The following is a 23452-nucleotide window of genomic DNA, read 5'->3' on the forward strand; positions in this document are numbered from 1 at the left end:
GGAACAAGAGAACGAGGGAGCGCGGGAGGACGGGGAGGGGACGGGGAGGCGACGGGGAAGGGGGGAAGGGAGGGGCTGTGGGTAATGGGAGGAATGGAGGGGTCAGGGGTCAGTGGATGATCCCGGTCCGCAGGGCGACCGCGACCATTCCGGCGCGGTCACCGGTGCCGAGCTTGCGGGCGATGCGGGCGAGGTGGCTCTTGACGGTGAGTGCGGACAGGCCCATCGAGACGCCGATCGCCTTGTTCGACTGTCCCTCGGCGACCAGCCGCAGCACCTCGACCTCGCGGCCGGACAGTTCGCGGTAGCCGCCCGGGTGGCTCGGAGCACCCGGGGGGCGGCGGTGCAGCCGCGCGGCGGCGGCTCCGATGGGCGCGGCACCGGGTCGGGTGGGGAGCCCGAGGTTGGTGCGGGTGCCGGTGACGACATAGCCCTTCACACCGCCCGCGAGGGCGTTGCGGACGGCGCCGATGTCGTCGGCGGCGGAGAGGGCGAGGCCGTTGGGCCAGCCCGCGGCGCGGGTCTCCGACAGCAGGGTCAGACCGGAGCCGTCGGGCAGATGGACGTCCGCGACGCAGATGTCGCGGGGGTTGCCGATGCGGGGACGAGCCTCCGCGACGGACGAGGCCTCGATGACATCGCGTACACCGAGGGCCCACAGATGGCGGGTGACGGTGGAACGGACGCGCGGATCGGCCACGACCACCATCGCGGTCGGCTTGTTCGGGCGGTAGGCGACCAGGCTTGCGGGCTGCTCAAGAAGAACGGACACCAGGCCTCCTGGGGTGCGGGACGGGGCCGGCTCGTGGGGGTGAAGCCGGTACGAACCGTGCTTTCAAGGTCACAGTCGTCTTCGGCACCGAACCCGTGCTCCTTTAGAGAATGATCACGATCCAGTGAGTAACAATCCGTGCAATTCGGACACGCGGTCGATCGTCCGAAGATCGAATCGGATCGCTCGGGGCCGATTGAGTGGCTGAAAGTGGCCGAATCGACAAAGTGATGGCATAGAAACGCGGCGGTCGGGCGATCCGGGCGCATGGGTGGGTCGGAAGGCGGAGCGAAACGGGGCGTACGGCGGCGTAAGCCGCATCGAGGGCGGCAAATCCCAAAGGGCATGAAAAAGGGGCACACCTCTCAGGCGTGCCCCTGGGGACATGGTCGGACCTGGTGGGACCCGGTCAGACCTGTTGGTCTGTTGGTACCCGGCCAGACCTGTGGGTCCTGCTGGGTCCTGCTGGGTCCTGCTGGGTCCTGCTGGGACCCGGTGGGAGCCGATGGGACCCGATAGGGACCCGGATGGGACCGTCAGCGTGACTGCGGCCCCCGCCGCTGCGGCAGCGTCACCACCGACGCGTCCCCGGGCCCGGCCGGCGGCAGCCCCGCGACCTGCGCCAGCAGATCGCACCAGGCGGCCAGATGCGCCCCCGTGTCCGGGACCCCGCCCAGCCCCTCCCGGGGTGTCCAGGACGCCCGGATCTCGATCTGCGAGGCGGCGGGGCGCGCCGAGAGCCCGCCGAAGTAGTGCGAACCGGCCCGTGTGACCGTGCCGCTCGGTTCGCCGTACGCCAGCCCGCGTGCCTGGAGCGACCCGGTCAGCCAGGACCAGCACACATCGGGGAGCAGCGGATCGACCGCCATCTCCGGCTCCAGTTCGGCACGGACCAGCGTCACCAGCCGGAACGTTCCGCGCCAGGCGTCGTGCCCGTCCGGGTCGTGCAGCAGCACCAGCCGCCCGTCGGCGAGTTCGTGCTCGCCGTCGACCACCGTGGCCTCCAGCGCGTACGCGAACGGCGCCAGCCGTTTCGGCGCCGGTACCGGGTCGATCTCCACCTGGGGCCGCAGCCGCGCCGAGCGCAGCGCGTCGACCGCGGCCCGGAAGGGCGGCGGCACCGTCCCGTCTGAAGGCAGTGAGCTGTCCTCCGTGTCCTTCGGTTCGTCCATTCCGCCAGTGCCGTCCGACAGTCGTCCCTGAGCCGCAGCCATGCGGGGAAGATTAAGCGGAACGGAGCCCGCGCGCAGGGCAAGACACCCCGTCCGCCCGCCCCGGCTCCCCACGGGGGCCGCCGCGACGGTGCCCGGCGGCATGGGAGACTTGCCCCGTGAGTGCCAACGGACGCCCCACGGGCCAGCCCCCGACAGCCACGTACGACTCCGCCTTCCTCAAGGCGTGCAGGCGCGAGCCGGTGCCGCACACGCCGGTGTGGTTCATGCGGCAGGCGGGCCGTTCGCTGCCGGAGTACCGCAAGGTGCGTGAGGGCATCCCGATGCTGGAGTCCTGCATGCGGCCGGAGCTGGTCACGGAGATCACCCTCCAGCCGGTGCGCCGCCACGACGTGGACGCGGCGATCTACTTCAGCGACATCGTCGTCCCGCTCAAGGCCATCGGTGTCGACCTCGACATCAAGCCGGGCGTCGGCCCGGTCGTCGAGCGGCCGATCCGCACCCGCGCCGACCTCGACCGGCTGCGCGAGCTGACCCCCGAGGACGTCTCCTACGTCACCGAGGCCATCGGTCTGCTCACCGCCGAACTCGGCGCGACCCCGCTGATCGGCTTCGCGGGCGCCCCGTTCACCCTCGCCAGCTATCTGGTGGAGGGCGGCCCGTCCCGCAACCACGAGCACACCAAGTCGCTGATGTACGGCGACCCGCAGCTCTGGGCCGACCTGCTGGACCGGCTCGCGGACATCACCGCCGCGTTCCTCAAGGTGCAGATCGAGGCCGGCGCCAGCGCCGTACAGCTCTTCGACTCCTGGGTCGGCGCCCTGGCCCCGGCGGACTACCGCCGCGCGGTGATGCCCGCCTCCACCAAGGTCTTCCGCGCGGTCGAGTCGTACGGTGTGCCGCGCATCCACTTCGGGGTCGGCACCGGTGAGCTGCTCGGGCTGCTCGGCGAGGCCGGCGCGGATGTCGTCGGCGCCGACTGGCGGGTCCCGCTGGACGAGGCCGCCCGCCGGGTCGGCCCCGGCAAGGCGCTCCAGGGCAACCTGGACCCGGCCGTGCTCTTCGCCCCGCCGGAGGCCGTCGAGGCCAAGACCCGCGAGGTGCTGGACGCGGCGGCCGGTCTGGAGGGCCATGTCTTCAACCTCGGCCACGGAGTCCTCCCGGACACCGACCCGGACGCGCTGACCCGCGTGGTGGAGTACGTCCACACGCACACCGCCCGCTGACCCCCTCTCCGGGTCACCGCTGCTGATCGCCCCAGTGGGGCCCAGGCTGTGTCTGTCCGCCGAGCCGCGCCTGTCTGCCGAGGAGCAGACCGCGCGGTTCCGGCGGTGGCGGCGTCCCGCGCCGCAGCGGCCAGGCGATCAGCAGCCCCACGACGAAGCCGACGAGGTGCGCCGCGTACGCCACCGTGCCCGCGCCGGAGACGCCCTGTCCCGTCGCGTACACGGCCTGGAGCACGAACCAGAAGCCCAGCACCAGCCAGGCGGGCAGCCGCAGCGGCAGAAAGATCAGGAACGGCACCAGCACCCACACCCGGGCTGTCGGCCACAGCACCAGATACGCCCCGAGCACCCCGGCGATCGCCCCGGACGCGCCGATCAGCGGGGCCGTGGAGTCGGCGTTCAGCAGGGCGTAGCCGTAGGTCGCCGCCGCGCCGCAGACGCCGTAGAAGAGGGCGAAGGGGAGGTGGCCCATGCGGTCCTCGACGTTGTTGCCGAAGACCAGCAGGAACAGCATGTTGCCCAGCAGATGCAGCCAGCTCCCGTGCAGGAACATCGCCGTGAGCACGCTCAGCCAGGGCGACTTGGTGTAGCCGGGCGGGCCCACCACACAGCCGGGCCCCTGCGGGCCGATCCCGGTGGCGCCGGTGGGCACCAGCCGCGGCAGCCGGTCGTGGATCAGCTCGCGGGGCACGGCCGCGTACTGGTCCAGGAACGCCTGGAGATGGCACAGCTGGGCCAGACCGCTCTCGCCCGTCAGCGAGCCCGCCATCCCTGGCATGAGCAGGAACACGACGACGTTCGCGACGATCAGCGCGTACGTCACCCACGGGGTGCGGCGCACCGGGTTCAGATCATGGACGGGGATGACCACGGAGCAGTACTGCCCGGCCCGTCCCCCGCCCACCGGATCACCGGCTCAACGGCCTAACGCGGCGCGGCGGACAGCCCCGGACGGCTCACCCCGCGTCCCGAGCCTTGGCTCATCCCGCGTCCGGCCCCACGGCTCGTCCCGCGTCCGGCCCCGGACGGCTCGTCCCGCGTCCGGCCCCACGGCTCGTCCCGCGTCCGGCCCCACGGCTCGTCCCGCGTCCGGCCCCGGACGGCTCGTCCCGCGTCCGGCCCCACGGCTCGTCCCGCGTCCGGCCCCGGACGGCTCGTCCCGCGTCCGGCCCCACGGCTCACCCCGCGTCCCGCCCCGGACGGCTCATCCCGCGTCCCGCGCCACGGCTCAGCCCGCCTCCCGCACCTTGGCCACGGCCTTGCGGGCGGCCACCAGCACCGGATCCCACACCGGTGAGAACGGCGGCGCGTACCCCAGGTCGAGCATCGTCATCTGCTCCACGGTCATCCCGGCGGTCAACGCCACCGCCGCGATGTCCACCCGCTTCGCCGCCCCCTCCCGGCCCACGATCTGCACCCCGAGGAGCCGCCCGGTGCGCCGTTCGGCGATCATCTTCACCGTCATCGGGGAGGCGCCGGGGTAGTAGCCGGCCCGACTGGTCGACTCGATGACGACCGACTCGAACCGCAGCCCGGCCCGCCGCGCGTCCTTCTCCCGCAGCCCGGTGCGCGCGATCTCCAGCGAGCAGACCTTGCTGACGGCGGTCCCCACCACACCCGGGAAGGTGGCGTAGCCGCCGCCCACGTTCGCGCCGATGACCTGTCCGTGCTTGTTCGCGTGGGTGCCGAGCGCGATGTGCCGCTGCCGCCCGGCGACCAGGTCGAGCACCTCGACGCAGTCACCGCCCGCCCAGATGTTCTCGTGCCCGCGCACCCGCATCGCCAGATCGGTCAGCAGCCCGCCGTACTCGCCCAGCGGCAGCCCCGCCGCGCGCGCCAGACCGGTCTCCGGGCGGACCCCGATACCGAGGACGACGACATCCGCCGGATACTCGGCGTCCTCGGTCACCACCGCCCGCACCCGGCCGTCGTCGCCGGTGCGGATCGCGGTGACCTCGGCGTCGTCGACCATGGTGATGCCGAGCCCCTCCATCGCCTCGTGCACCAGCCGGCCCATGTCGGGATCCAGGGTCGACATCGGCTCCGGGCCGCGGTTGACGACCGTCACCTCGTACCCCCGGTTGATCAGCGCCTCGGCCATCTCCACACCGATGTACCCGGCCCCGACGACCACCGCGCGCCGCCCCGCCGTCGCCGCCAGCGAGTCCAGCAGCGCCTGCCCGTCGTCCAGCGTCTGCACCCCGTGCACCCCGGGCGCGTCCATCCCCGGCAGCTCCGGACGCACCGGCCGCGCGCCGGTCGCGAGGACGAGTTTGTCGTACGACGTCCAGGACTCCGCCCCGGAATCGACGTCCCGCGCGCGGACCTTGCCGCCCGCCACGTCGATCTCGGTGACCTCGGTGCGCATCCGCAGGTCGATGGCACGTTCACGGTGCTCCTCGGGCGTGCGGGCGATCAGGTCGTCCCGCTCGGCCACGTCACCGCCGACCCAGTACGGGATCCCGCACGCCGAGTAGGAGGTGAAGTGGCCGCGTTCGAACGCCACGATCTCCAGTTCGTCCGGGCCCTTCTGGCGACGGGCCTGCGACGCCGCGGACATGCCCGCGGCGTCACCGCCGATCACGACCAGTCGTTCCCGTCCGTTCCCCGTGGCCCCGCCGACCCCGGCGGCCCCTGTGTCGTTGGTACGGCTGATGCTCATGCCGTCCACGCTACGGGCTCGCCGGGGGCCCACCCCGCCCAGGTCAGTCGTCGTCCTCCACCCCGCGACCGTCCCGCTCCGCCACCGGGCCCGCGGGCGGTATCGGTCCCAGAGCCATCATCACCGGCGCCGGCTCCCCGCGGCGCGGCAGCCGCGGCCTGACCACCTTCAGCCACACCAGGAGCAGCACGGCCGCCGCCGCGAGGAACGGCAGCACCGCGCCGAGGGCCACCAGCAGCCAGCGCAGCATGCCCACGAAGGCGTCCCAGCCACCCGCGAGGGCGTCCCCGAAGCCCGGGTCGTCGTCCGTGCCGTCCTCGTCCGCCGGGGGCTGCGAGAGGGTGAGGTCGATCGTCGCGAGCGCGGTGCGGTCCTTCAGGGACGCCTGACGGGCCAGCAGCGACTCCAGATCGGCCTGACGGGTGCTCAGCTCGCCCTCCAGCGTCACCACGTCGCTGAGCCGCTCGGCCCGGTCCATCAGCTCCCGGATCCGGGTCACGCTCGCCCGCTGCGAGGTGATCCGGCTCGCCACGTCCACGACCTGCTCGGTGACGTCCCTCGCCTTGGTGGAGCGGTGCACCAGCTCTCCCGAGCCGACGCCCTCCAGCTCGGTGAGGACGCTGTCGTAGCGCTCCACCGGGACCCGCAGCTTGACCTCGGTGTACTCGGCGTCCTCGCCGTCCCGGGTGGTGGTCTCCTGGCCGATGTGGCCGCCCGCGTCCTCGACCCGCGACCGTGCCTCCCGCAGGGCCTTCGGGACGTCCTCGACCTCCAGGGCCAGCTCCGCCGTGCGGATGACGTGGCTGGACGGGAGCTTCGGCGCCTCGGACGGTGCCGTGTCCGCCTGTTCGCCCTCGACGCGGGCGGGCCGGTCCGAGCCCTGTGAGTCCAGGGCGGTGTCGGCCTTCTCGTCGGCGGCTGCGGCCTTGCCGCTGCTGTCGGCCCCGCCGCCGGCCCCGGTGCACCCGGTCAGGCCGAGCGCCGCCACCAGCAGCAGCCCGGCCAGCGCCCGCACCGGGTGTCGTCGAGACGGTCGTACGGAATGTTGTGCGCGCATCGGCGCCCACCCCCCAAGGGTTCGTGACGGCATGACGCTTCTTCGACGCCGGAGGCGGCCGGGACGTTTGGACCGGGCGGTCCCGAAGCGGTCACGGTCGGGACTCGGCACGGGCACGGGGCGTCGGCGGGGTCTGCGGCGGGGTCTGAGGTGGGGTCTGCGGCGGGGTCTGAGGTGGGTCCGCTGCGGGGTCTGAGAGGGTGGACGTATGAGCGCAGGAGCTGGGGACCGCAGGGCCGTCGTCGTCATCGGGGGCGGGATCGCCGGGCTCGCCGCCGCGCACCGGCTGCTGGACCGCGGGGCCGCGGTGACCGTCCTGGAGGCGGCCGACCGCGTCGGCGGCAAGCTGCTGCCCGGCCGGATCGCGGGCGTCCGCGTCGACCTCGGCGCCGAGTCGCTGCTGGCCCGCCGCCCCGAGGCCGTCGGCCTCGCCCGCGAGGTCGGCCTCGGCGACCGGCTCCAGCCGCCCGCCACCGCCACCGCCTCGCTGTGGACGCGCGGCGCGCTGCGCCCGATGCCCAAGGGTCACGTCATGGGCGTGCCCGGCACCGCCGACGCGCTGTCCGGGGTGCTCTCCGAGGACGGTCTGCGCCGGATCGCGCGCGACGCCGAACTGCCCCGCACCGAGATCGGCGACGACGTGGCGGTGGGCGCGTACGTGGCCGCGCGCGTCGGGCGCGAGGTCGTCGACCGGCTGGTGGAACCGCTCCTCGGCGGGGTCTACGCCGGGGACGCGTACCGCATCTCGATGCGCTCGGCCGTGCCCCAGCTCTTCGACGCCGCCCGCAGCCACACCTCCCTCACCGACGCGGTCCGCGCCGTCCAGGCGAAGGCCGCCGCCCAGGCCGCGTCCGCCGGGCCCGTCTTCCTGGGCATCGAGGGCGGCGTCGGCACCCTCCCGCTCGCCGTCGCCGCGTCGGTCCGCGCACGCGGCGGCGAGATCCTCACCGGCACGCCCGCCACCGGACTGCGCCGCGAGGCCGACGGCGGCTGGCGGATCACCGCGGGCGGGCGCGTCCTGCGCGCGGACGCCGTGGTCGTCGCCCTGCCCGCCCCCGCCGCCGCCCGGCTGCTGCGCGCCGAGGCCCCCGCCGCCGCGGCCGAACTGACCGCCGTCGCGTACGCGTCGATGGCCCTGATCACCCTCGCCTACCGCAGCGCCGACGTCCGCCTCCCCGACGGCAGCGGCTTCCTGGTCCCGCCGGTCGACGGCCGCACGATCAAGGCGTCCACCTTCGCCTCCCGCAAATGGGGCTGGATCGCCGACGAGGACCCCGGCACCCTCGTCCTGCGCACCTCCGTCGGCCGCCACGGCGACACGGCGGTCCTCCAGCGCCCCGACAACGACCTGGTCGCCGTCTCACGGCACGAGCTGCGCGAGGCCGTCGGCCTGGACGCCGAACCGGTCGAGACCCGCGTCACCCGTTGGGACGACGGACTGCCCCAGTACCCGGTGGGCCACCACGCGCGCGTCGCCCGGATCCGCGCGCACATCGCCGCGCTGCCCGGCCTCGCCGTGTGCGGCGCGGTCTACGACGGCGTGGGCGTCCCCGCCTGTGTGGCGAGCGCCTACGCGGCGGTCGACCTGCTGGACGGCGCCGGGCACGGAGTGCGGCAGCTCACGGCCGCCCCGGTGCGGACTCCGCACGGCGGAGCGGGAGAATAGCCGCATGAGTGACGACGCCTCCACCACCGACCGGATTCCGAACAAGGGCAAGCGGGCCAAGGACCTCAACGAGGTGATCCGCTACACCCTCTGGTCCGTCTTCAAGCTGAAGGACGCGCTGCCCGAGGACCGCGCGGGGTACGCGGACGAGGTCCAGGAGCTGTTCGACCAGCTCGCCGCCAAGGACGTCACCGTCCGCGGCACCTACGACGTCTCCGGCCTGCGCGCCGACGCCGATCTGATGATCTGGTGGCACGCGGAGACCAGCGACCAGCTCCAGGAGGCGTACAACCTCTTCCGCCGCACCCGGCTCGGCCGCGCGCTGGAGCCGGTGTGGTCGAACATGGCGCTGCACCGCCCCGCCGAGTTCAACCGCTCGCACATCCCGGCCTTCCTCGCCGACGAGACCGCGCGCGACTACATCAGCGTCTACCCGTTCGTGCGCTCCTACGACTGGTACCTGCTGGCGGACGAGGACCGCCGCCGGATGCTCGCCGACCACGGCAAGATGGCCCGCGGCTACCCGGACGTGCGCGCCAACACCGTCGCCTCGTTCTCGCTGGGCGACTACGAGTGGATCCTCGCCTTCGAGGCCGACGAACTCCACCGCATCGTGGACCTCATGCGCCATCTGCGCGCCTCCGAGGCCCGGATGCACGTCCGCGAGGAGGTCCCGTTCTACACGGGCCGCCGCAAGGCGGTCGCGGAACTCGTCGCCGGGCTGGCGTAGCCCTTCGGGGGCGGGTCCCCCTGACGGCGGCTACTGCCCGCTGTCGGGTTCGGGCGCGGGGTGCGGTGCGCAGGAAGCGCGCCGCACCGGCAGCCGCCCTTCCAGCAGATACGCCTCCAGATGGCCGTTCACACAGGCGTTGCCGCCCCCGGCCAGCCCGTGCGACCCGGCGTCCCGCTCGGTCACCAGCACCGACCCCGTCAGCCGCCGCTGCAACTCCAGCGCCCCCTGGTACGGCGCGGCGGCGTCCCGCTCGGCGGCCAGGATCAGCGTCGGCGGCAGCTCACCCGGCCCGGTCCGGACGTCGACGGGCTGCTGACGCGGCCCCGTCCAATAGGCGCACGGCAGATTCAGCCACACGTTGTCCCAGGTCTCGAAGGGCGCCACGCGCGCGAGCCGGGTGTTGTCCCGGTCCCAGACCGCGAAGTCCGTCGGCCAGGGCGCGTCGTTGCACTCCACGGCCGTGTACACGGCCCGCGCGTTCTCCGCCTCCGCCGCGGCCTCCTCCACCGGCGCCGCGATGTCGACCAGCGGCTGCGGATCGCCCTTGAGGTACGCCGACAGCGCGTAGGCACGATGCGGCCAGAAGTCGTCGTAATACCCGGCCTCCAGGAACACCCCCTGCAACTGACCGGGGCCCACCTTCCCGCCCGCCGGTGCCGCGGCCAGCCCGGCCCGCACCCGCTCGTAGCTGCGCAGCACCTCCCGTGCCGTGGTGCCGAGCCCGTACACCGCGTCGTGCTCGGCCGCCCACTCCCGGAAGTCCGTCCAGCGGCCCTCGAACGCGGCGGACTGGGCGAGGTTGTTGCGGTACCAGATCCCCGCCGGGTCGGGGTCGACCGCCGAGTCGAACACCATCCGCCGCACATGCGTGGGGAAGAGCGTGGCGTACACGGCCCCGAAGTAGGTGCCGTACGACGACGCCATGAAGGTCAGCTTCTCCTCGCCCAGCGCCGCGCGCACCACGTCCAGATCGCGGGCGTTGTTGAGCGAGTGGTAGTGCCGAAGGTCCTCGCCGGAGCGCTCGGCGCACCCGCGCGCGTACGCCTTGGCCCGCGCGATCCGCTCCTTCTTGTACGCCTCCGAGGGGTGCGTCGGGGCCTGCGTGGGGCCCTCGAAGAACCGCCCGGGCTCCTGGCAGGACAGCGGCGCCGACCGGCCGACGCCCCGCGGGTCGTAGCCGACGAGGTCGTAGGCGGCGCCGAGGCGCTTCCACTCGGGGAGCATGCCGACCAGCGGGAAGTAGAAGCCCGAGCCGCCGGGGCCGCCCGGGTTGAAGACGAGGGCGCCCTGGCGGGGCACCCGGCGCTTGCTGTTGCCGGGGTCCTTGTGCGTGGCCTTGACCCGGCTGACGGTCAGCTTGATCTGCTTGCCGCCGGGGTCCGCGTAGTCGAGCGGCACCCCGACCTCGCCGCACTCCAGGGCGCCGGGCATGTCCTGGGCGTCGGAGCAGGCGCCGAAGGCGACCCCGGCCGCGCCCGCCCGCTCGACGGCGACCCGGGTGCCGTGCCACTCGGCCGCGCCCGCCCTGGCGGGAGCACCGCCGGCCGGGGCGGTGGCAAGCGCCGTCAGCAGCAAGGATCCGGCGGCCGTACAGAGGGCGGCGGCGCGCATGGGGACGTCCCTTCGAGGCACGGTGGCGACATAAGGGATATTTCGTTCGAAAGTGAGGGAAGGCAAGCACCGGCCGCTGGTGTCGCGCGGGAAGGTGCGTGAGTGCTTCCGTGCGCCCCACGCCGTCCGGGTGGACGGTCGCCGTCCGGGTGGGCCCCGCTGCGTCGCCTAACGCTCCCGGTGGCGGTGCCGGTAGCGGTCCGGCTCCCGCTCGCGGTGTGCGAAGGCGGCCCGGAGGTCGGGCTCGCCGACGGCGTGGACGCCGAGGACGGCCACGGAGGTCAGGAAGGCCCGGTCGCTCCCGTCCCCGGCGGCGGGGCCGGTACGGCGGGCCAGCGCCCCTATCAGCCGCTGCCCGGCGGGGGAGGCCCACGGCGTGTACGGGTGCGCCTCGATCCGCGCGAGGACCAGACAGCTCAGGGTGAGGGTGAGCGGCAGCGCGAACCACATCGCCATCAGAGGGCGGGCCATCTCGCTCGGGACCGGCATCAGCAGGGCGACCACGCCCAGCGCGAGCACGACGAACGCGGCGCCGCGCACCTGTCGTACCCCGGAGGCGACGGTGGACGGGGAGCCCTCCGGCACCGCGAGCCCCGCCCGCACCAGAGTGTCGGCGAGGCCGCGTACCGGGTCGGCGGCGGCCGTCGCGGTCCGTACCGGCGCTATCGGCGACTGCCCGCGCGGACCGATCGCGCCGATCACCGTGCGCTCCATCGCGTCGCGCCCGCGCGGATCCACGACCGTCGCCCAGCCGGTGCGGGCGAGCAGCAGCCGGCGCTGCCGGGCCATCGACACCAGGGTCAGTTCGGCCACGCGCGCGGGGCCGCCGGACAGGAACGCGGCCTCGTACAGCGTGAGATCACGCGTACGACCGGTCTCCGTGTCCACCGTCGCCGCGCGGACCGCGGCCAGGCACAGCCGGGTGCACGCGACACCGGCGACGGCCCAGGCCAGCAGCAGGAGAGGCACCCAGAACATGCCGCGTTTCTATGCCAGGGGACAGGGAAACGCCATGCCCTGTTCAGTATGCGGACGCGTGTTCGGGTCGGGAGCTGTGAGGGAAGGGCAGATTCCGGTCCGGGGCGTGGGCGCCTGCCCTGCCCAGCGCCTGTTCTGCTTACCGCCTGTTCTGCTAACGCCCGTCCTGCTCACCGCCTGCCCTGCCCAGCGCCTGTTTCTGCTCACCGCCGCAGCAGGGCCCGTCGGGTGGCGCGGGCGAGCCGTGCCGTCGGGTGGTGGGGGCGCGGGGCCGGGCCCGAGCGGTCCAGCCACCACTCCCGCAGGTCGTGCCGGACCCGGGCGTCGCGCGGCTGCCCGGTGTCCAGGAGGTGGGAGACGAAGGCCAGGGCGTCCGCGCGGTAGCCGCCGGTCATCGGGTGCCCCTGGGCGTACGCGAGATACGCCGTCCGGTACCGCGCGCCGAGCAGGTGCGGAAGCTCCGGCGCGACCTTCGCGACCACGTCCGCCCGCTTTCCGGCGAGCGCCCGCGCCTGGATCCGCAGCCGGGCCCGGTCGAACTCCTCGGGCGCGGGAGTGCCGGCCACGAGGGCGGACAGCAGCGAGACCTGGGCGAGAGCGAGACGCTGCCGGGCGGGGTCTTCGTCGGCGTCGGCGCCGGCGGTGGTGTTCTCGTGGGCTCGCGGGGTGGCGGTGTTCCGGTCCGGGTCCGTCCCCCACACGGCCCGGGCGGACTCCCGCAGTCGGTGCCCCGCCGCCACGGCCTCCCGGATGCCGGTCAGTTCGCGGGTGAACTCGGCGGCCTCGGGGAAGTCCTCGTCGCGCTCCAGGAGCACACCGGGCGGGGAGACGCGGGAGGCGAGGTCGGTGAGCAGGTCGAGGACGGGGCGGGGCACGGCGTGGGCGTGGCTGTCGTGCCACACGCCGTCCCGCTCGAAGCCGCCCGCGACATGGACGTACGCGAGGGCTTCGAGGGGCAGTTCGGCCAGCGCCTTGGCGGGGTCGTCGCCGCTGTTGACGTGGTTGGTGTGGAGGTTGGCGACGTCGATGAGGAGTCCGACGCCGGTGCGGTCGGCGAGTTCGTAGAGGAACTGCCCCTCGGTCATCTCGTCGCCGGGCCAGGACAGCAGGGCGGCGATGTTCTCGACGGCGAGCGGCACGGGCAGCGCGTCCTGCGCGATCCGGATGTTGGCGCAGAGCACGTCGAGCGCGTCGCGGGTACGGGGCACCGGCAGCAGATGACCGGCCTCCAGCCGTGGGGAGGCGGTGAGCGCGCCGCCCGCCCGGACGAACGCGATGTGCTCGGTGACCAGGGGCGCGCCGAGCGCCTCCGCCCGCTCCGCGAGCGCCGCGAGGCGGCCCGCGTCGGGCCGGTCGGCCCCGCCCAGCCCCAGCGACACCCCGTGCGGGACGACGGTCAGCCCGCGCTCCCGCAGCCGTACCAGCGCGTCCGGGAGGTGGCCGGGACACACGTTCTCCGCGACCACCTCCACCCAGTCGATGCCCGGCATCCCCGCGACGACGTCCGCGATCTCCGGCCGCCATCCGATCCCTGTGCCCAGTGCCCGTGCCGCCCCCATGGCCCCCTCCTCCGCACGTCCGAGGTATGACGGGGGTATGGCCCCGCGGCCGGACGCCGAACCCCGGGGCGCCCGCCTTCAGAGCAACATTTGAGGTTGGGGGGAGGGCGGAGGCCGTCCGGCGACGGGGCGGGGAGTGCGGGGGACGGTCCGGCCCGTGCGCGGGAAATCGGCTGGAGCCCCGGCGTTCCGGCTGGTGGGATGGGGTGATGAGACCGGATGCCGGGCCCACCGCCGTGGACCGTGGGACGTACGAAGCCACCGTGACGCCCTGGGAGGACCGGGGCTGGCGGGAGGCCGCCCTCGCCTGGGCCGTGGGCGAACTGGCCGCCGCCGGGCGACCCGCCGCGGGGGAGTGGCGGGTACGGCTGCGGCCGTGGTCCGTGATCGTGCGGTTCACCGTCGCCGACGGCGCGGTGGTGTGGTTCAAGGCCAACCCGCCCGCCAGTGCCTTCGAGGCCGGGCTCGGGCAGGCGCTGGCCGAGTGGGTGCCCGGGCATGTGCTCCGGCCGCTCGCCGTCGACGCCGGGCGCGGCTGGTCCCTGCTGCCCGACGGCGGCGAGGACCTGCGGCGGCAACTGGAGCGCGCCCCCGAGGACGCCCGGGTCTGGGAGGCGCTGCTACGGCAGTACGCGGTCATGCAACGCGCCCTGGTCCCGCACGCCGACGCCATCGAACGCCTCGGCGTCCCCGGCGCCCGCACCGCCGCCCTGCCCGCCCTCTTCGACCGGCTCCTCGGCGAGAGCACGGCGAGCGGCGCGCTGGCCCCGGACGACCGGAGGAGACTCCTCGCCGTCCGGCCCCTGCTGGTCGAATCCTGCGCCGAACTCGCCGCCCTCGGCATCGCCGACTCGCTCGACCACGCCGATCTGCACGAGGCCCAGATGTTCCGCCCCGAACCGGGCCGGTTCACCTTCTTCGACTGGGGTGACGCCTTGGTCTCCCACCCCTTCTGCAGCTTCCGCGTCCCCGCCCGGCAGGCGGTGCGCCGCCACGGCCCCGCCGTACTGCCCCGGCTGCGCGACGCCTACCTGGAGCCCTGGACGGGCCCCGGCCGCACCTCCGCCGACCTGCGCCGCGCGCTGACCCTGGCCGGCCGCGCCGCCGCCCTCGGCCGCGCGGGCGCGTGGGGACGGGTCTTTCCGGGGGCGTACGGGGGTGCCGGGGCGTACGGGTCTGCGGGGGCGGCCGGCCGGGCGGGTGCGGCGGGTGCGGCGGGCCAAGCCGGGCTGACCGGGCCCACCGGGCCCACCGGACCGACTGGACCCACCGGACCGACTGGACCCACCGGGCCGACTGGACCCACCGGGCCCGTCGAGACCGTGAAGTCGTTGCTGGAACTGCTGGACGAGCCGGTGGTCTAGACGAACGAACCGGTCGGCTAGCGGAGGGACGGGTGGTCCGCCACCACCGTGCAGGAGCCGGGGGCGATCTCCGTGAAGCCCGCGTCCCGTACCACCGGCAGCCCGCTCGTCGTGAGGGCCCGCCATCCGGCGGGGGCGGCGGTGCGTACGGCGAGCGGGAACCCGGCGTCCCGCCAGGCGGCCCGTTCCCCGTCGCCCAGGGCCCACCAGGCGAGCTGGGCGCCATGGCCGGCCTGGGCCATGGCCTTGCCCGCCGACATCTCCACCTCGGGGCTCATCCACAGCACGGGTGCGCCGGGCTCGGGCGCGGCAGGCGGCTCGGGGTCCGCCAGGTCGGTGCCGGAGACCTGGAGCCGGGCCAGGTCCTTCGGCCAGCCGTCCAGCGGGACGGGCGGGAAGACCCGTACCTCCGCCGCCTTTCCGGCCACGGTGATGCCGGGCAGCGCCTGCGCCCGCCGCCACTCGGCGCCCCGGGCCCGCCGGACGACCTTGCGGATCCGGGCGTCCTGCCAGTCCCGCACGGCCCGCGCCCACTCCCCGTCGCCGAGCGCCCGCGCGTCGCTGAGCAGCACCAGCACCGCACGGGCCGTCGTCTCCAGCGCGTCGGTGCGCGGCGGCGGGTCGGCCCGCTCGATCCGCACGACCAGGGGAAGGACGAACTCCGGTGCCGTGCCGGGGGCGTCGGTCGCGGGCCGCTCGGGGCGGATGGTGCTGTCGTTCACGGTTCGCAGGGTACGTGAGCCCCGCGGGTCACGACCGTCCCGTGCCGCCGCCGGCGATCAGTTCGGAGACCTTCACGAAACGGAAGCCGCGCTCGCGCAGGGCGGGGACGATCGTCCGGATCGCCCGCTCGGTCGTCGGGGCCGCGCTGCGGGTGCAGTGCAGCACCACCACCGAGCCCGGCTTCACCCCGTCCAGCACCTGGCGGGCCACCGCGTCCGGGTCCGTCGCGAAGGCGTCGCCGCCGACCACGTCCCACTGCACGGCCGTCACCCCGGTCCCGCTGAGGGCGCGCAGCGCCTGCCGGTCGTAACAGCCGCCGGGGAAGCGGAAGTACGGCATCGCGTTCGGCACCCCGGCCTCGCGGAAGGCGGTGTACGCCCGCTCCACGTCCTCCCGCATCCGGTCGGGGGACACGGTCGGCAGGCCGTAGCAGTCGGCGGTGAACGCGTAGTGGCTGTAGGAGTGGTTGGCCACCTCGAACCGGCTGTCCCGGCCGATGGAGCGGGCCTGCTCCGGGTACTGCTCCGCCCAGCGGCCCGTCATGAACACGGTGGCGGGCACCTTCAGCCCGCGCAGGGCCGCGATCAGCGGGGGGTTGTCGAACCGCTCGCCCGCCGCCGCTCGCGCTCCCTGGTCCGCGGTCATGTCGGCGTCGAAGGTGAGGGCGACGGTCTTGTCCCGCGCGTGGGCGTCGTTGCGGAACACCGGGGTCAGACCGGCGGGGCCGGGGGCGAGGGTGGGCGGACGGGACGCCGGGGCCCGGGTGGCGGGGCGTTCCTTCGCCGCGCGGTCGGCGGCGGGGTCGCCGGAGCAGGCGGCGAGGGAGGCGAGCGCGGCGGCGAGGGCGCAGGCCGCGCTGAGACGTTGTACGCGTCGAGCGGGTCGGATCACCGGACGAACGTACCGTTATAAATACGACAAAATGCGCACCCCTCCCGTGCCCGGCACGGGATGCGCTCCGTTCGGACCAATGCCGGTCGGGCCTATACCGGGCCTATGCCGGGCCTATGCCGGGCCTATACCGACCGGGCCTATGCCGGTCAGAGCGATGCCGGTCGGGCGCCCGCGCCCGTCTCACCGGTACCGCTACCCCCCGGCCTCGGCCCAGGTGACCCGGGCGGGACGCGGCTCAGGTGCCCAGGGGGTGCCGGTCCTCGTGCGGCAGCGTCGGCTGGTCCTCGGGCGGCAGGGTCGGCCGCTCCTCGGGTGCCGGCGTCCGCCGGTCCTCCCGGGGCTGGTCCTGGGCGGCCTCCCGCAACTGCTCCCGCCGGTTCTCCTGTGCCTGGGCCTGCTCCCGCCGGTCCTCGTGCGTCGGCTGGTCCGTCTGGGCCCGTTCGAGGAAGCGCAGCAGCTCGACCGGGAAGGGCAGCACCAGCGTGGAGTTCTTCTCCGCGGCCACCGCGACGATCGTCTGGAGGAGGCGCAGCTGGAGCGCGGACGGGGTGGCCTCCATCTGCTGGGCCGCCTCGGCGAGCTTCTTGGACGCCTGGAGTTCGGCGTCGGCGTTGATGACCCGGGCGCGGCGCTCACGGTCGGCCTCGGCCTGGCGGGCCATCGAGCGCTTCATCGTCTCGGGCAGCGACACATCCTTGATCTCGACGCGGTCGATCTGCACGCCCCAGCCCACGGCCGGGCTGTCGATCATCAGCTCCAGGCCCTGGTTCAGCTTCTCGCGGTCGGAGAGCAGATCGTCCAGCTCGCTCTTGCCGATGATCGAGCGCAGCGAGGTCTGCGCCATCTGGGAGACGGCGAACTTGTAGTCCTCGACCTTGATCAGCGCGCTCGCCGGGTCGACCACCTTGAAGTACACGACGGCGTCCACCCGCACGGTGACGTTGTCCCGGGTGATGCCCTCCTGGGCCGGCACCGGCATCGTCACGATCTGCATGTTGACCCGGTGCAGCCGGTCCACGAACGGGACGATCAGTGCCAGTCCCGGCGCCCGCACCTCGCCGCGGAGCCGGCCGAGCCGCAGGATCACACCGCGTTCGTACTGCTTGACCACCCGTGCACCGGAGGCGGCGTACAGCAGCCCGACCGCGGCGACCACCACCACGGCCACCAGGATTGCTTCGAGCATGGCGACCTCCTCGCACAGAGGCCCGATTTCTTCCTGCTCTCCACGATATGCCCGAAGCGCCGGTCCGGGGGCGGTACGCGGTCCCCGGACCGGCGCCCGGTCAGCGGCGGCGGCTCACTGCGCCGTCACCTTCACCGGCTCCGTCCCGGCCGCGCTGTGCCGCTCCGCCCAGTTCTCCAGGGCCGTACGGCACGCGTGGTCCAGATGGTGCAGCCCGGACAGATCCAGCTCGACCGGGCGGTCCTGGGGCAGCGCCTCCAGACTGTCGAGGATCTTCGGCAGCCGCAGGAAGGTCGCGTTGCCCGACAGGTACACCTGGACGGGCCCGGCGCCCTTGTCTATGACCTCCAGCCGGACGTGCGACGCCTCCCAGGCGGTCTTCGCGACCGACAGGGCCAGACCGATCAGCACCCCCTCGAACATGTTCACCGCGACGATCGACACCGCCGTGACCACCAGGATCAGGGCTTCGCCGGGATGGGTTCGCCACAACCTGCCCAGCTGCCGGAACGGGATCAGCTTCCAGCCCGCGTGGACCAGGATGCCGGCCAGCGCGGGCAGCGGGATCAGGGCCAGCGCGGCGGGCAGCAGCGCGGCGAACAGCAGCAGCCACACGCCGTGCAGCACCCGGGACGCCTTGGTCTTCGCGCCCGCCTGCACATTGGCGGAACTGCGCACGATGACGGCGGTCATGGGCAGTGCGCCCAGCGCCCCGCACACGGCGTTGCCCGCGCCCTGTGCCATCAGCTCCTTGTCGTACTGGGTGCGCGGCCCGTCGTGGAGCCGGTCCACGGCCGCCGCGCTGAACAGGCTCTCGGCGGAGGCGATCAGGGTGAACGCGAGGACCGTGCCCAGCACGGCCGGGGTGGCCAGCTGGGCCAGGGCGTCCGCGCCGGGCGGCTGGATCGCGTCCAGCAGCCCCTTGACCTCGACCGTGGCGACGGGCAGGTCGAACACCTGGGTGATCAGGGTGGCCAGCAGGACCGCCGCCAGGGCTCCCGGCACGGCCCTGACCCGCGCCGGGAGGTGTTTCCACAGGACGAGCACGGATATGGTGCCCGCGCCGACGGCCAGCGAGATCAGGGCGGTGCTGCTGCCCAGGGCGTCGGCCGCCGCCCCCGGCAGCCCGAGGAGCTTGTCCAGGCCGGAGGCCGGGGCCGCGAGGCCCGCCGCCGCGTAGAGCTGGCCCGCGATGATCACGAGGCCGATGCCGGCCAGCATGCCTTCCACGACGGAGACGGAGATGGCCCGGAACCAGCGCCCCAGCCTCAGGGCGCCCATGAGCAGTTGCAGCGCGCCCGCCACGAGCACGATCGCGCCGAGCACGGCCAGTCCGAACTCCTGGACGGCCTCGAAGACCAGCACGGTCAGCCCCGCCGCCGGACCTGACACCTGGAGGCTGCTGCCCCGCATCAGACCGGTGACGATACCGCCCACGATGCCGGTGACCAGGCCCAGTTCGGCCGGGACGCCGGAGGCCACGGCCACGCCGACGCAGAGCGGCAGCGCGACCAGGAAGACGACCAGGGAGGCCGCGAAGTCCTGCTTGAGGTACGGGAACCGGCCCGCGCGCGCGGGCGGCGGGGGGTGAGGGTTGTCGGTCATCGCGCGGCTCACAGGGCCTCGAAGCGGTCGGTGTCCGCGCGGTGTTCCCGCACGGCACCGGTGTGGACCTCGTAGTACCAGCCGCGCAGCGTCAGCCGGCCGTCGGCCAGCCGCCGCTCCACGCACGGGTACGAGCGCAGGCGCAGCAACTGGGCCAGCACATGGTGCTGCACGGCCCCCGCGACGGTGGGGTCCGCCGGGTCGTCGGCCCGCGGCTCGCCGGCCGCGTGCACCAGCCAGTCCCGTACGGCGGGCACCGCGTCGAGGTCGTCGCCGCGCACCAGCGCGCCGACCGCGCCGCAGTGGGAGTGGCCGCAGACCACGATGTCGGCGACGCCGAGCACCTCCACGGCGTATTCGATGGTGGCGGCCTCGCCGGTGGGCCGGTCGGAGCCGTAGGGCGGGACGATGTTGCCCGCGGTGCGCAGCTCGAACAGCTGGCCGGGGCGGGCGCCCGTGATCAGGGCCGGTACGACCCGTGAGTCGGAGCAGGTGATGAAGAGGACCTGGGGGGACTGGCCCTCCGCCATCCGGGCGAACTCCTCAGGGCGCTGTCCGAACGTGCGGGCGTTGTCGATGAGGGGCTGCATGGTGTCGTGTCTCCTCCTGGCGCGCTGTGGGGTGCGCGTCGGGCTTGCGGGACGGTGGGAGGGGTGCCCCCGTGCGCCCTCTCACGCTCTCGTGGCGGAGGCGGGCGGCTGGGTCGGTGGGTCTCGTCCCTCCCGGCCGGTGGGCGGGTTCTGCTCCCGCTCAGCGGCCGTGGACCGAGGCTCCGTCCGGAGTGCGACGCGTCGCGGGCTCCGGTCGGCTGTGTGGTCTCGACGCGTACGACGCTCCCGCCGGACCGTGGGGTCCGGTGGCGTGCCCCGCCGTGGGTATCTCGTCGGGGCGGCACGTGACTTCGCTGTCACGGGCGGCCGTCGGATCCGGGGGCGCGACGCGTCGAGCCCTGGCCGTTGCCTTACGGAGTGTGTACGCGCTTGCGAAGAGGTCCGCGAAGTCGGGGAGCGCGAGGGTCCGTGGCACGGCGGCAGCGGGCGGCGGAGCCGTCCATCCCCTCGTACCTCGCACCTTGTGCTCCTCTTCGCATCACGCACGCCTCATGCGTACACCAACGGTTGGTCAACAGTCGGTCAAGAAACACGTTAACCCTGCAAAGTTGTTTGCAGGGTTAACTCAAGGTTTCCGGCAGGAGAGAGCCTCAAAAGTGCGGGTGCGTTGGCGCGAACCTGCCCTAGGGCCTGTCGTTCGGATCAGCCTGGCTATGAGAATCGGTGCTGCTCGGCCGACCCGAGCGGGGTCTGGTGCGTGGAGCTGCAAGGCGGAGGAGGGCGGCGACGCGGAGCGTCGGCAACCGACGACAACGCCGCAGATCCGCGTGCCAGACCCCGCGACGCCGGGATGATCCGAACGACAGGCCCTAGTTCTCTCCGCCTTTGTCGTCGCCGTCCGGATCGCTCCCGAACTGGTCGGCTCCGGACCGGTCGGTCCCGTCCTGGTCGGTTCGCGTCAGGCGGGCGGCGTCGCGGGCGAGGGCGGTGAGCCGGGAGATCGCCCGGAAGTACTTCTTGCGGTAACCACCCGTCAACATCTCCTGGCTGAACAGCTGGTCGAACGGCAGCCCCGAGGCCAGCACCGGCACCTCACGGTCGTAGAGCCGGTCGGCGAGCACCACCAGGCGCAGCGCGGTCGACTGGTCCGGCACCGCCCGCACCCCCGTCAGACAGACCGCCGTCAGGTCGTCGGTCAGCGCGCCGTAGCGGCTCGGGTGGACCTTCGCCAGATGCTCCAGCAGCTCGGGGAAGGAGTCGAGCGAAGAACCGGGGGTGGCGTACGCCGTCCGGGTCACCAGCTCGTCCGGATGGGGCGCCGGAGCCTCCGGCAGGCCCCGGTGCCGGTAGTCCTCGCCGTCGATGCGCAGGGCCCGGAAGTGGGCGGACAGGCCCTGGATCTCCCGCAGGAAGTCGGCGGCGGCGAACCGGCCCTCGCCGAGTCTGCCCGGCAGGGTGTTCGAGGTGGCGGCGAGCGCGACACCCGCCTCGACCAGCCGGGCGAGCAGGGAGGAGACCAGGACGGTGTCGCCCGGGTCGTCCAGTTCGAACTCGTCGATGCACAGCAGCCGGTGGCCGGACAGGGTCCGCACGGTCTGCTGGAAGCCCAGCGCGCCGACCAGGTTCGTCAGCTCCACGAACGTCCCGAACGCCTTCTGCGCGGGCTCGGCCGGGGTGGCGTGCCACAGGGAGGCCAGCAGATGGGTCTTGCCGACGCCGTAGCCGCCGTCCAGATAGACACCGCGCGGGCCGGAGTCCGCCCGGCCCGCGTTCTTCGCCCGCGCCCGGCCGAACCCGAGGAAGCCGCGGCGGCCCCCGCCGGCCGGCGGGGCGCCGGTGAGTCCGGCCGCGAAACCCTCCAGGGCCCGGACGGCCTCGGTCTGGCTCGGCCGGTCCGGGTCCGGGAGGTAGGTGCTGAAGCGCACCGCGTCGAAGCGGGGCGGCGGCACCATCTCGGCGACCAGACGGTCCGCGGGGACGTGTGGTTCGAGCGTGCACAGGGAGACCGGGGCCACGTCGGTTATCGGGCCGGGGACTGGGGCGGCGGTGGAGGACGACACGGTTCACCATGGTAGGCGGCGTGGAACGGCATGGAACACTGCACGTCATGCGACGCCTGTTCCCTGTGACCGATGAGACAGCGGCTGCCGATGAGGCGGCGGACTCCGAGTGGAGTCTGGACCGGCTCGCCGAGGCGTACGCCTATCCGGACCCCGGCGCGGGCGACGGCGGCGGCTGGCTGCGGGCCAACATGGTCTCCACCCTCGACGGGGCCGCCGAGCACGAGGGCCGTTCCCAGCCGATCTCCTGCGCCACCGACATGAGGGTCTTCGGCACGCTCCGCGCCCTGGCGGATGTGGTGATCGTCGGCGCAGAAACGGTACGTCAGGAGCAGTACAGGCCCGCACGCGCGCGGACCGAGTTCGCGGCCCGGCGCCGGGCGGCCGGACAGGGCCCGGCGCCCGCGGTCGCGGTGGTCTCGGCCGCGCTCGACCTGGACTTCTCGCTGCCCCTGTTCACCTCGCCACTGGTCCCCACGCTGGTGCTCACCGGGGCCGCGGCGCCGCCCGACCGGATCACCGCGGCGGAGGGCGCCGGGGCCCGGGTGGTGATCGCCGGGGACGGGCTCGGGGTGGAGCCCGCGCGGGCCGTACGGGCCTTGGCGGAACTGGGCCACCGCCGTCTGCTGACCGAGGGCGGGCCACGGCTGCTGGGGCAGTTCGTGGCGGCGGGGGTGCTCGACGAGCTGTGTCTCACCGTCTCGCCGATGCTCACCTCGGGGCAGGCCCGCAGGATCGCCTACGGCCCCGCGGTGGAGGTCCCGCGCCGCTTCGAACTGGTGTCCCTGCTGGAAGAGGCCGGTTTTCTGTTCAGCCGCTACCGTCGGTCGTAAATCAGCGGAATCTGCCGTTCCGTTTAGCTTCCTGGGGGCACACTAAGACACGCAGTACCCGTGCGATCACGGGGCAGGATGGTTTCAGCAGGGCCGCCAGCGGCCCACGCAGGACGGAGGGCCCGAGGGCCCTCGAAGAGAAGGGGCGTCTGGTGTTCACAAGCGTTTTGATGATCGAGAAGGCCCTGACGTCCGCCGACGTGGAGTTCGTCACGACCTTGCACGGGGAGGAGCCGGTCACCTTCCATGTGCTGCTCCAGCCCCGCGGGGACCAGGCGGACCGGCTGCTGCGGGCCATCGACGACCTCGCCCTCGGCGAACTCGACGAGGCGGCGCGGGAGCGGGACGCGCCGGAAGGGGCGCAGGCGCGCGGCGAAGGACGGCAGGCGCTGGACGTGTCGTTGCAGGCACTGCGCTCGGCGGGGAGCGAGGCGACCGGGCGGCTGATCGAGAACCACCCCTTGGACGAACTGAAGGGGCTGGTCGAGGAGGCCGGCGCGGACGAGGTCATCGTGTTGACCGACCCCCACTACGTGGAGGAGTTCTTCCACCGGGACTGGGCCTCGCGGGCGCGGCACAAGGTGGGGGTGCCGGTGCTGAAGCTGTTCTCGCACAGCAAGGCGTAGCGCGCGCAGGGCATAGGCTGAGGTCAGCGCCCCCGGGCGGGGGCGCTGACCGCTCTGGTGACACCGGCACACCCCTCGCCACCAGGGCACAACCGCGCCACCCGAGCGACAAGCAGAACCGCGCCACCCGAGCAACGAGCAGCACCGCACCACCCGGCCACCGGCAGAACCGCA

The 23452-nt window shown here is 73.7% G+C and carries 20 protein-coding genes; 6 read left to right on the top strand and 14 right to left on the bottom strand.

Translation table 11 applies throughout. The annotated features are described in order from the left end of the window. Nucleotides 1-109: 109 nt before the first annotated feature. Nucleotides 110-772 (bottom strand): response regulator transcription factor, encoded by a 663-nt coding sequence (locus tag ACIQNG_RS11305; RefSeq protein ID WP_037671863.1) that lies wholly within the window; start codon nt 770-772, stop codon nt 110-112. A 536-nt stretch (nt 773-1308) separates the two neighbouring features. After that, nucleotides 1309-1986: a DUF3000 domain-containing protein gene (locus tag ACIQNG_RS11310; protein WP_401425878.1), complete on the bottom strand. Its 678-nt coding sequence runs from the start codon at nt 1984-1986 to the stop codon at nt 1309-1311. 116 nt (nt 1987-2102) lie between these two features. Between ACIQNG_RS11310 and hemE the strand changes: the two genes are divergently transcribed. Then, nucleotides 2103-3170 carry a uroporphyrinogen decarboxylase gene (gene hemE / locus ACIQNG_RS11315; RefSeq protein WP_401484119.1) on the top strand — a complete coding sequence of 356 codons (1068 nt, stop codon included), beginning with the start codon at nt 2103-2105 and terminating at the stop codon, nt 3168-3170. A 13-nt stretch (nt 3171-3183) separates the two neighbouring features. Here the strand turns inward: hemE and ACIQNG_RS11320 are convergent, their stop codons facing one another. From ACIQNG_RS11320 to ACIQNG_RS11330, 3 genes are all read right to left on the bottom strand, one after another. Then, entirely contained in the window at nt 3184-4041 is an 858-nt protein-coding gene (locus ACIQNG_RS11320; protein WP_401484456.1) for a rhomboid family intramembrane serine protease, read from the bottom strand. Between the two features lie 357 nt (nt 4042-4398). Further along, complete coding sequence (locus ACIQNG_RS11325; RefSeq protein ID WP_401425885.1) at nt 4399-5832, bottom strand: FAD-dependent oxidoreductase; 1434 nt, start codon at nt 5830-5832, stop codon at nt 4399-4401. Nucleotides 5833-5875: 43 nt separating this feature from the next. Then, the gene (locus ACIQNG_RS11330) at nt 5876-6889 is read right to left on the bottom strand and encodes a DUF4349 domain-containing protein (protein WP_401484122.1); all 1014 of its coding nucleotides are present in this window, start codon (nt 6887-6889) and stop codon (nt 5876-5878) included. Between the two features lie 208 nt (nt 6890-7097). On the opposite strand from ACIQNG_RS11330, the gene hemG reads away from it, so the two are divergent. After that, on the top strand, nt 7098-8555 hold the full coding sequence (hemG, locus tag ACIQNG_RS11335) for a protoporphyrinogen oxidase (RefSeq protein ID WP_401484124.1): 1458 nt from the start codon (nt 7098-7100) through the stop codon (nt 8553-8555). Nucleotides 8556-8559: 4 nt separating this feature from the next. Then, on the top strand, nt 8560-9285 hold the full coding sequence (hemQ, locus tag ACIQNG_RS11340; RefSeq protein ID WP_401425891.1) for a hydrogen peroxide-dependent heme synthase: 726 nt from the start codon (nt 8560-8562) through the stop codon (nt 9283-9285). Between the two features lie 30 nt (nt 9286-9315). Here the strand turns inward: hemQ and ACIQNG_RS11345 are convergent, their stop codons facing one another. From ACIQNG_RS11345 to ACIQNG_RS11355, 3 genes are all read right to left on the bottom strand, one after another. After that, a complete protein-coding gene (locus tag ACIQNG_RS11345) occupies nt 9316-10899 on the bottom strand; it encodes an alpha/beta hydrolase (RefSeq protein ID WP_401425893.1) in 1584 nt (527 codons plus the stop codon). A gap of 168 nt (nt 10900-11067) precedes the next feature. Continuing rightward, complete coding sequence (locus ACIQNG_RS11350; protein WP_401484126.1) at nt 11068-11877, bottom strand: TIGR04222 domain-containing membrane protein; 810 nt, start codon at nt 11875-11877, stop codon at nt 11068-11070. A 203-nt stretch (nt 11878-12080) separates the two neighbouring features. Beyond that, a complete protein-coding gene (locus tag ACIQNG_RS11355; RefSeq protein ID WP_401484128.1) occupies nt 12081-13436 on the bottom strand; it encodes a DUF692 domain-containing protein in 1356 nt (451 codons plus the stop codon). Between the two features lie 209 nt (nt 13437-13645). Between ACIQNG_RS11355 and ACIQNG_RS11360 the strand changes: the two genes are divergently transcribed. After that, nucleotides 13646-14800 carry an aminoglycoside phosphotransferase family protein gene (locus ACIQNG_RS11360; protein WP_401484130.1) on the top strand — a complete coding sequence of 385 codons (1155 nt, stop codon included), beginning with the start codon at nt 13646-13648 and terminating at the stop codon, nt 14798-14800. 17 nt (nt 14801-14817) lie between these two features. On the opposite strand, the gene ACIQNG_RS11365 is transcribed toward ACIQNG_RS11360, so the two are convergent. From ACIQNG_RS11365 to zapE, 6 genes are all read right to left on the bottom strand, one after another. After that, complete coding sequence (locus tag ACIQNG_RS11365) at nt 14818-15522, bottom strand: peptidyl-tRNA hydrolase (RefSeq protein ID WP_401484132.1); 705 nt, start codon at nt 15520-15522, stop codon at nt 14818-14820. 28 nt (nt 15523-15550) lie between these two features. Continuing rightward, the gene (locus ACIQNG_RS11370; RefSeq protein ID WP_401484133.1) at nt 15551-16414 is read right to left on the bottom strand and encodes a polysaccharide deacetylase family protein; all 864 of its coding nucleotides are present in this window, start codon (nt 16412-16414) and stop codon (nt 15551-15553) included. A 238-nt stretch (nt 16415-16652) separates the two neighbouring features. Beyond that, on the bottom strand, nt 16653-17603 hold the full coding sequence (locus ACIQNG_RS11375; protein WP_401425908.1) for a slipin family protein: 951 nt from the start codon (nt 17601-17603) through the stop codon (nt 16653-16655). Between the two features lie 114 nt (nt 17604-17717). Then, on the bottom strand, nt 17718-19208 hold the full coding sequence (locus ACIQNG_RS11380) for a SulP family inorganic anion transporter (protein ID WP_401484135.1): 1491 nt from the start codon (nt 19206-19208) through the stop codon (nt 17718-17720). Between the two features lie 8 nt (nt 19209-19216). Further along, nucleotides 19217-19798 carry a carbonic anhydrase gene (locus tag ACIQNG_RS11385; RefSeq protein ID WP_401425913.1) on the bottom strand — a complete coding sequence of 194 codons (582 nt, stop codon included), beginning with the start codon at nt 19796-19798 and terminating at the stop codon, nt 19217-19219. An 830-nt stretch (nt 19799-20628) separates the two neighbouring features. After that, a complete protein-coding gene (zapE, locus tag ACIQNG_RS11390) occupies nt 20629-21819 on the bottom strand; it encodes a cell division protein ZapE (RefSeq protein ID WP_401484138.1) in 1191 nt (396 codons plus the stop codon). A gap of 47 nt (nt 21820-21866) precedes the next feature. Between zapE and ACIQNG_RS11395 the strand changes: the two genes are divergently transcribed. Both ACIQNG_RS11395 and ACIQNG_RS11400 read left to right on the top strand, forming a co-directional pair. Then, on the top strand, nt 21867-22652 hold the full coding sequence (locus ACIQNG_RS11395) for a pyrimidine reductase family protein (protein ID WP_401484140.1): 786 nt from the start codon (nt 21867-21869) through the stop codon (nt 22650-22652). Nucleotides 22653-22804: 152 nt separating this feature from the next. Further along, the gene (locus ACIQNG_RS11400) at nt 22805-23278 is read left to right on the top strand and encodes an indole-3-glycerol phosphate synthase (protein ID WP_401425920.1); all 474 of its coding nucleotides are present in this window, start codon (nt 22805-22807) and stop codon (nt 23276-23278) included. Nucleotides 23279-23452: the final 174 nt, after the last annotated feature.

Origin of the sequence: Streptomyces sp. NPDC091377 (genome assembly GCF_044757045.1) — a bacterium.
Taxonomy (GTDB): Bacteria; Actinomycetota; Actinomycetes; order Streptomycetales; family Streptomycetaceae; genus Streptomyces.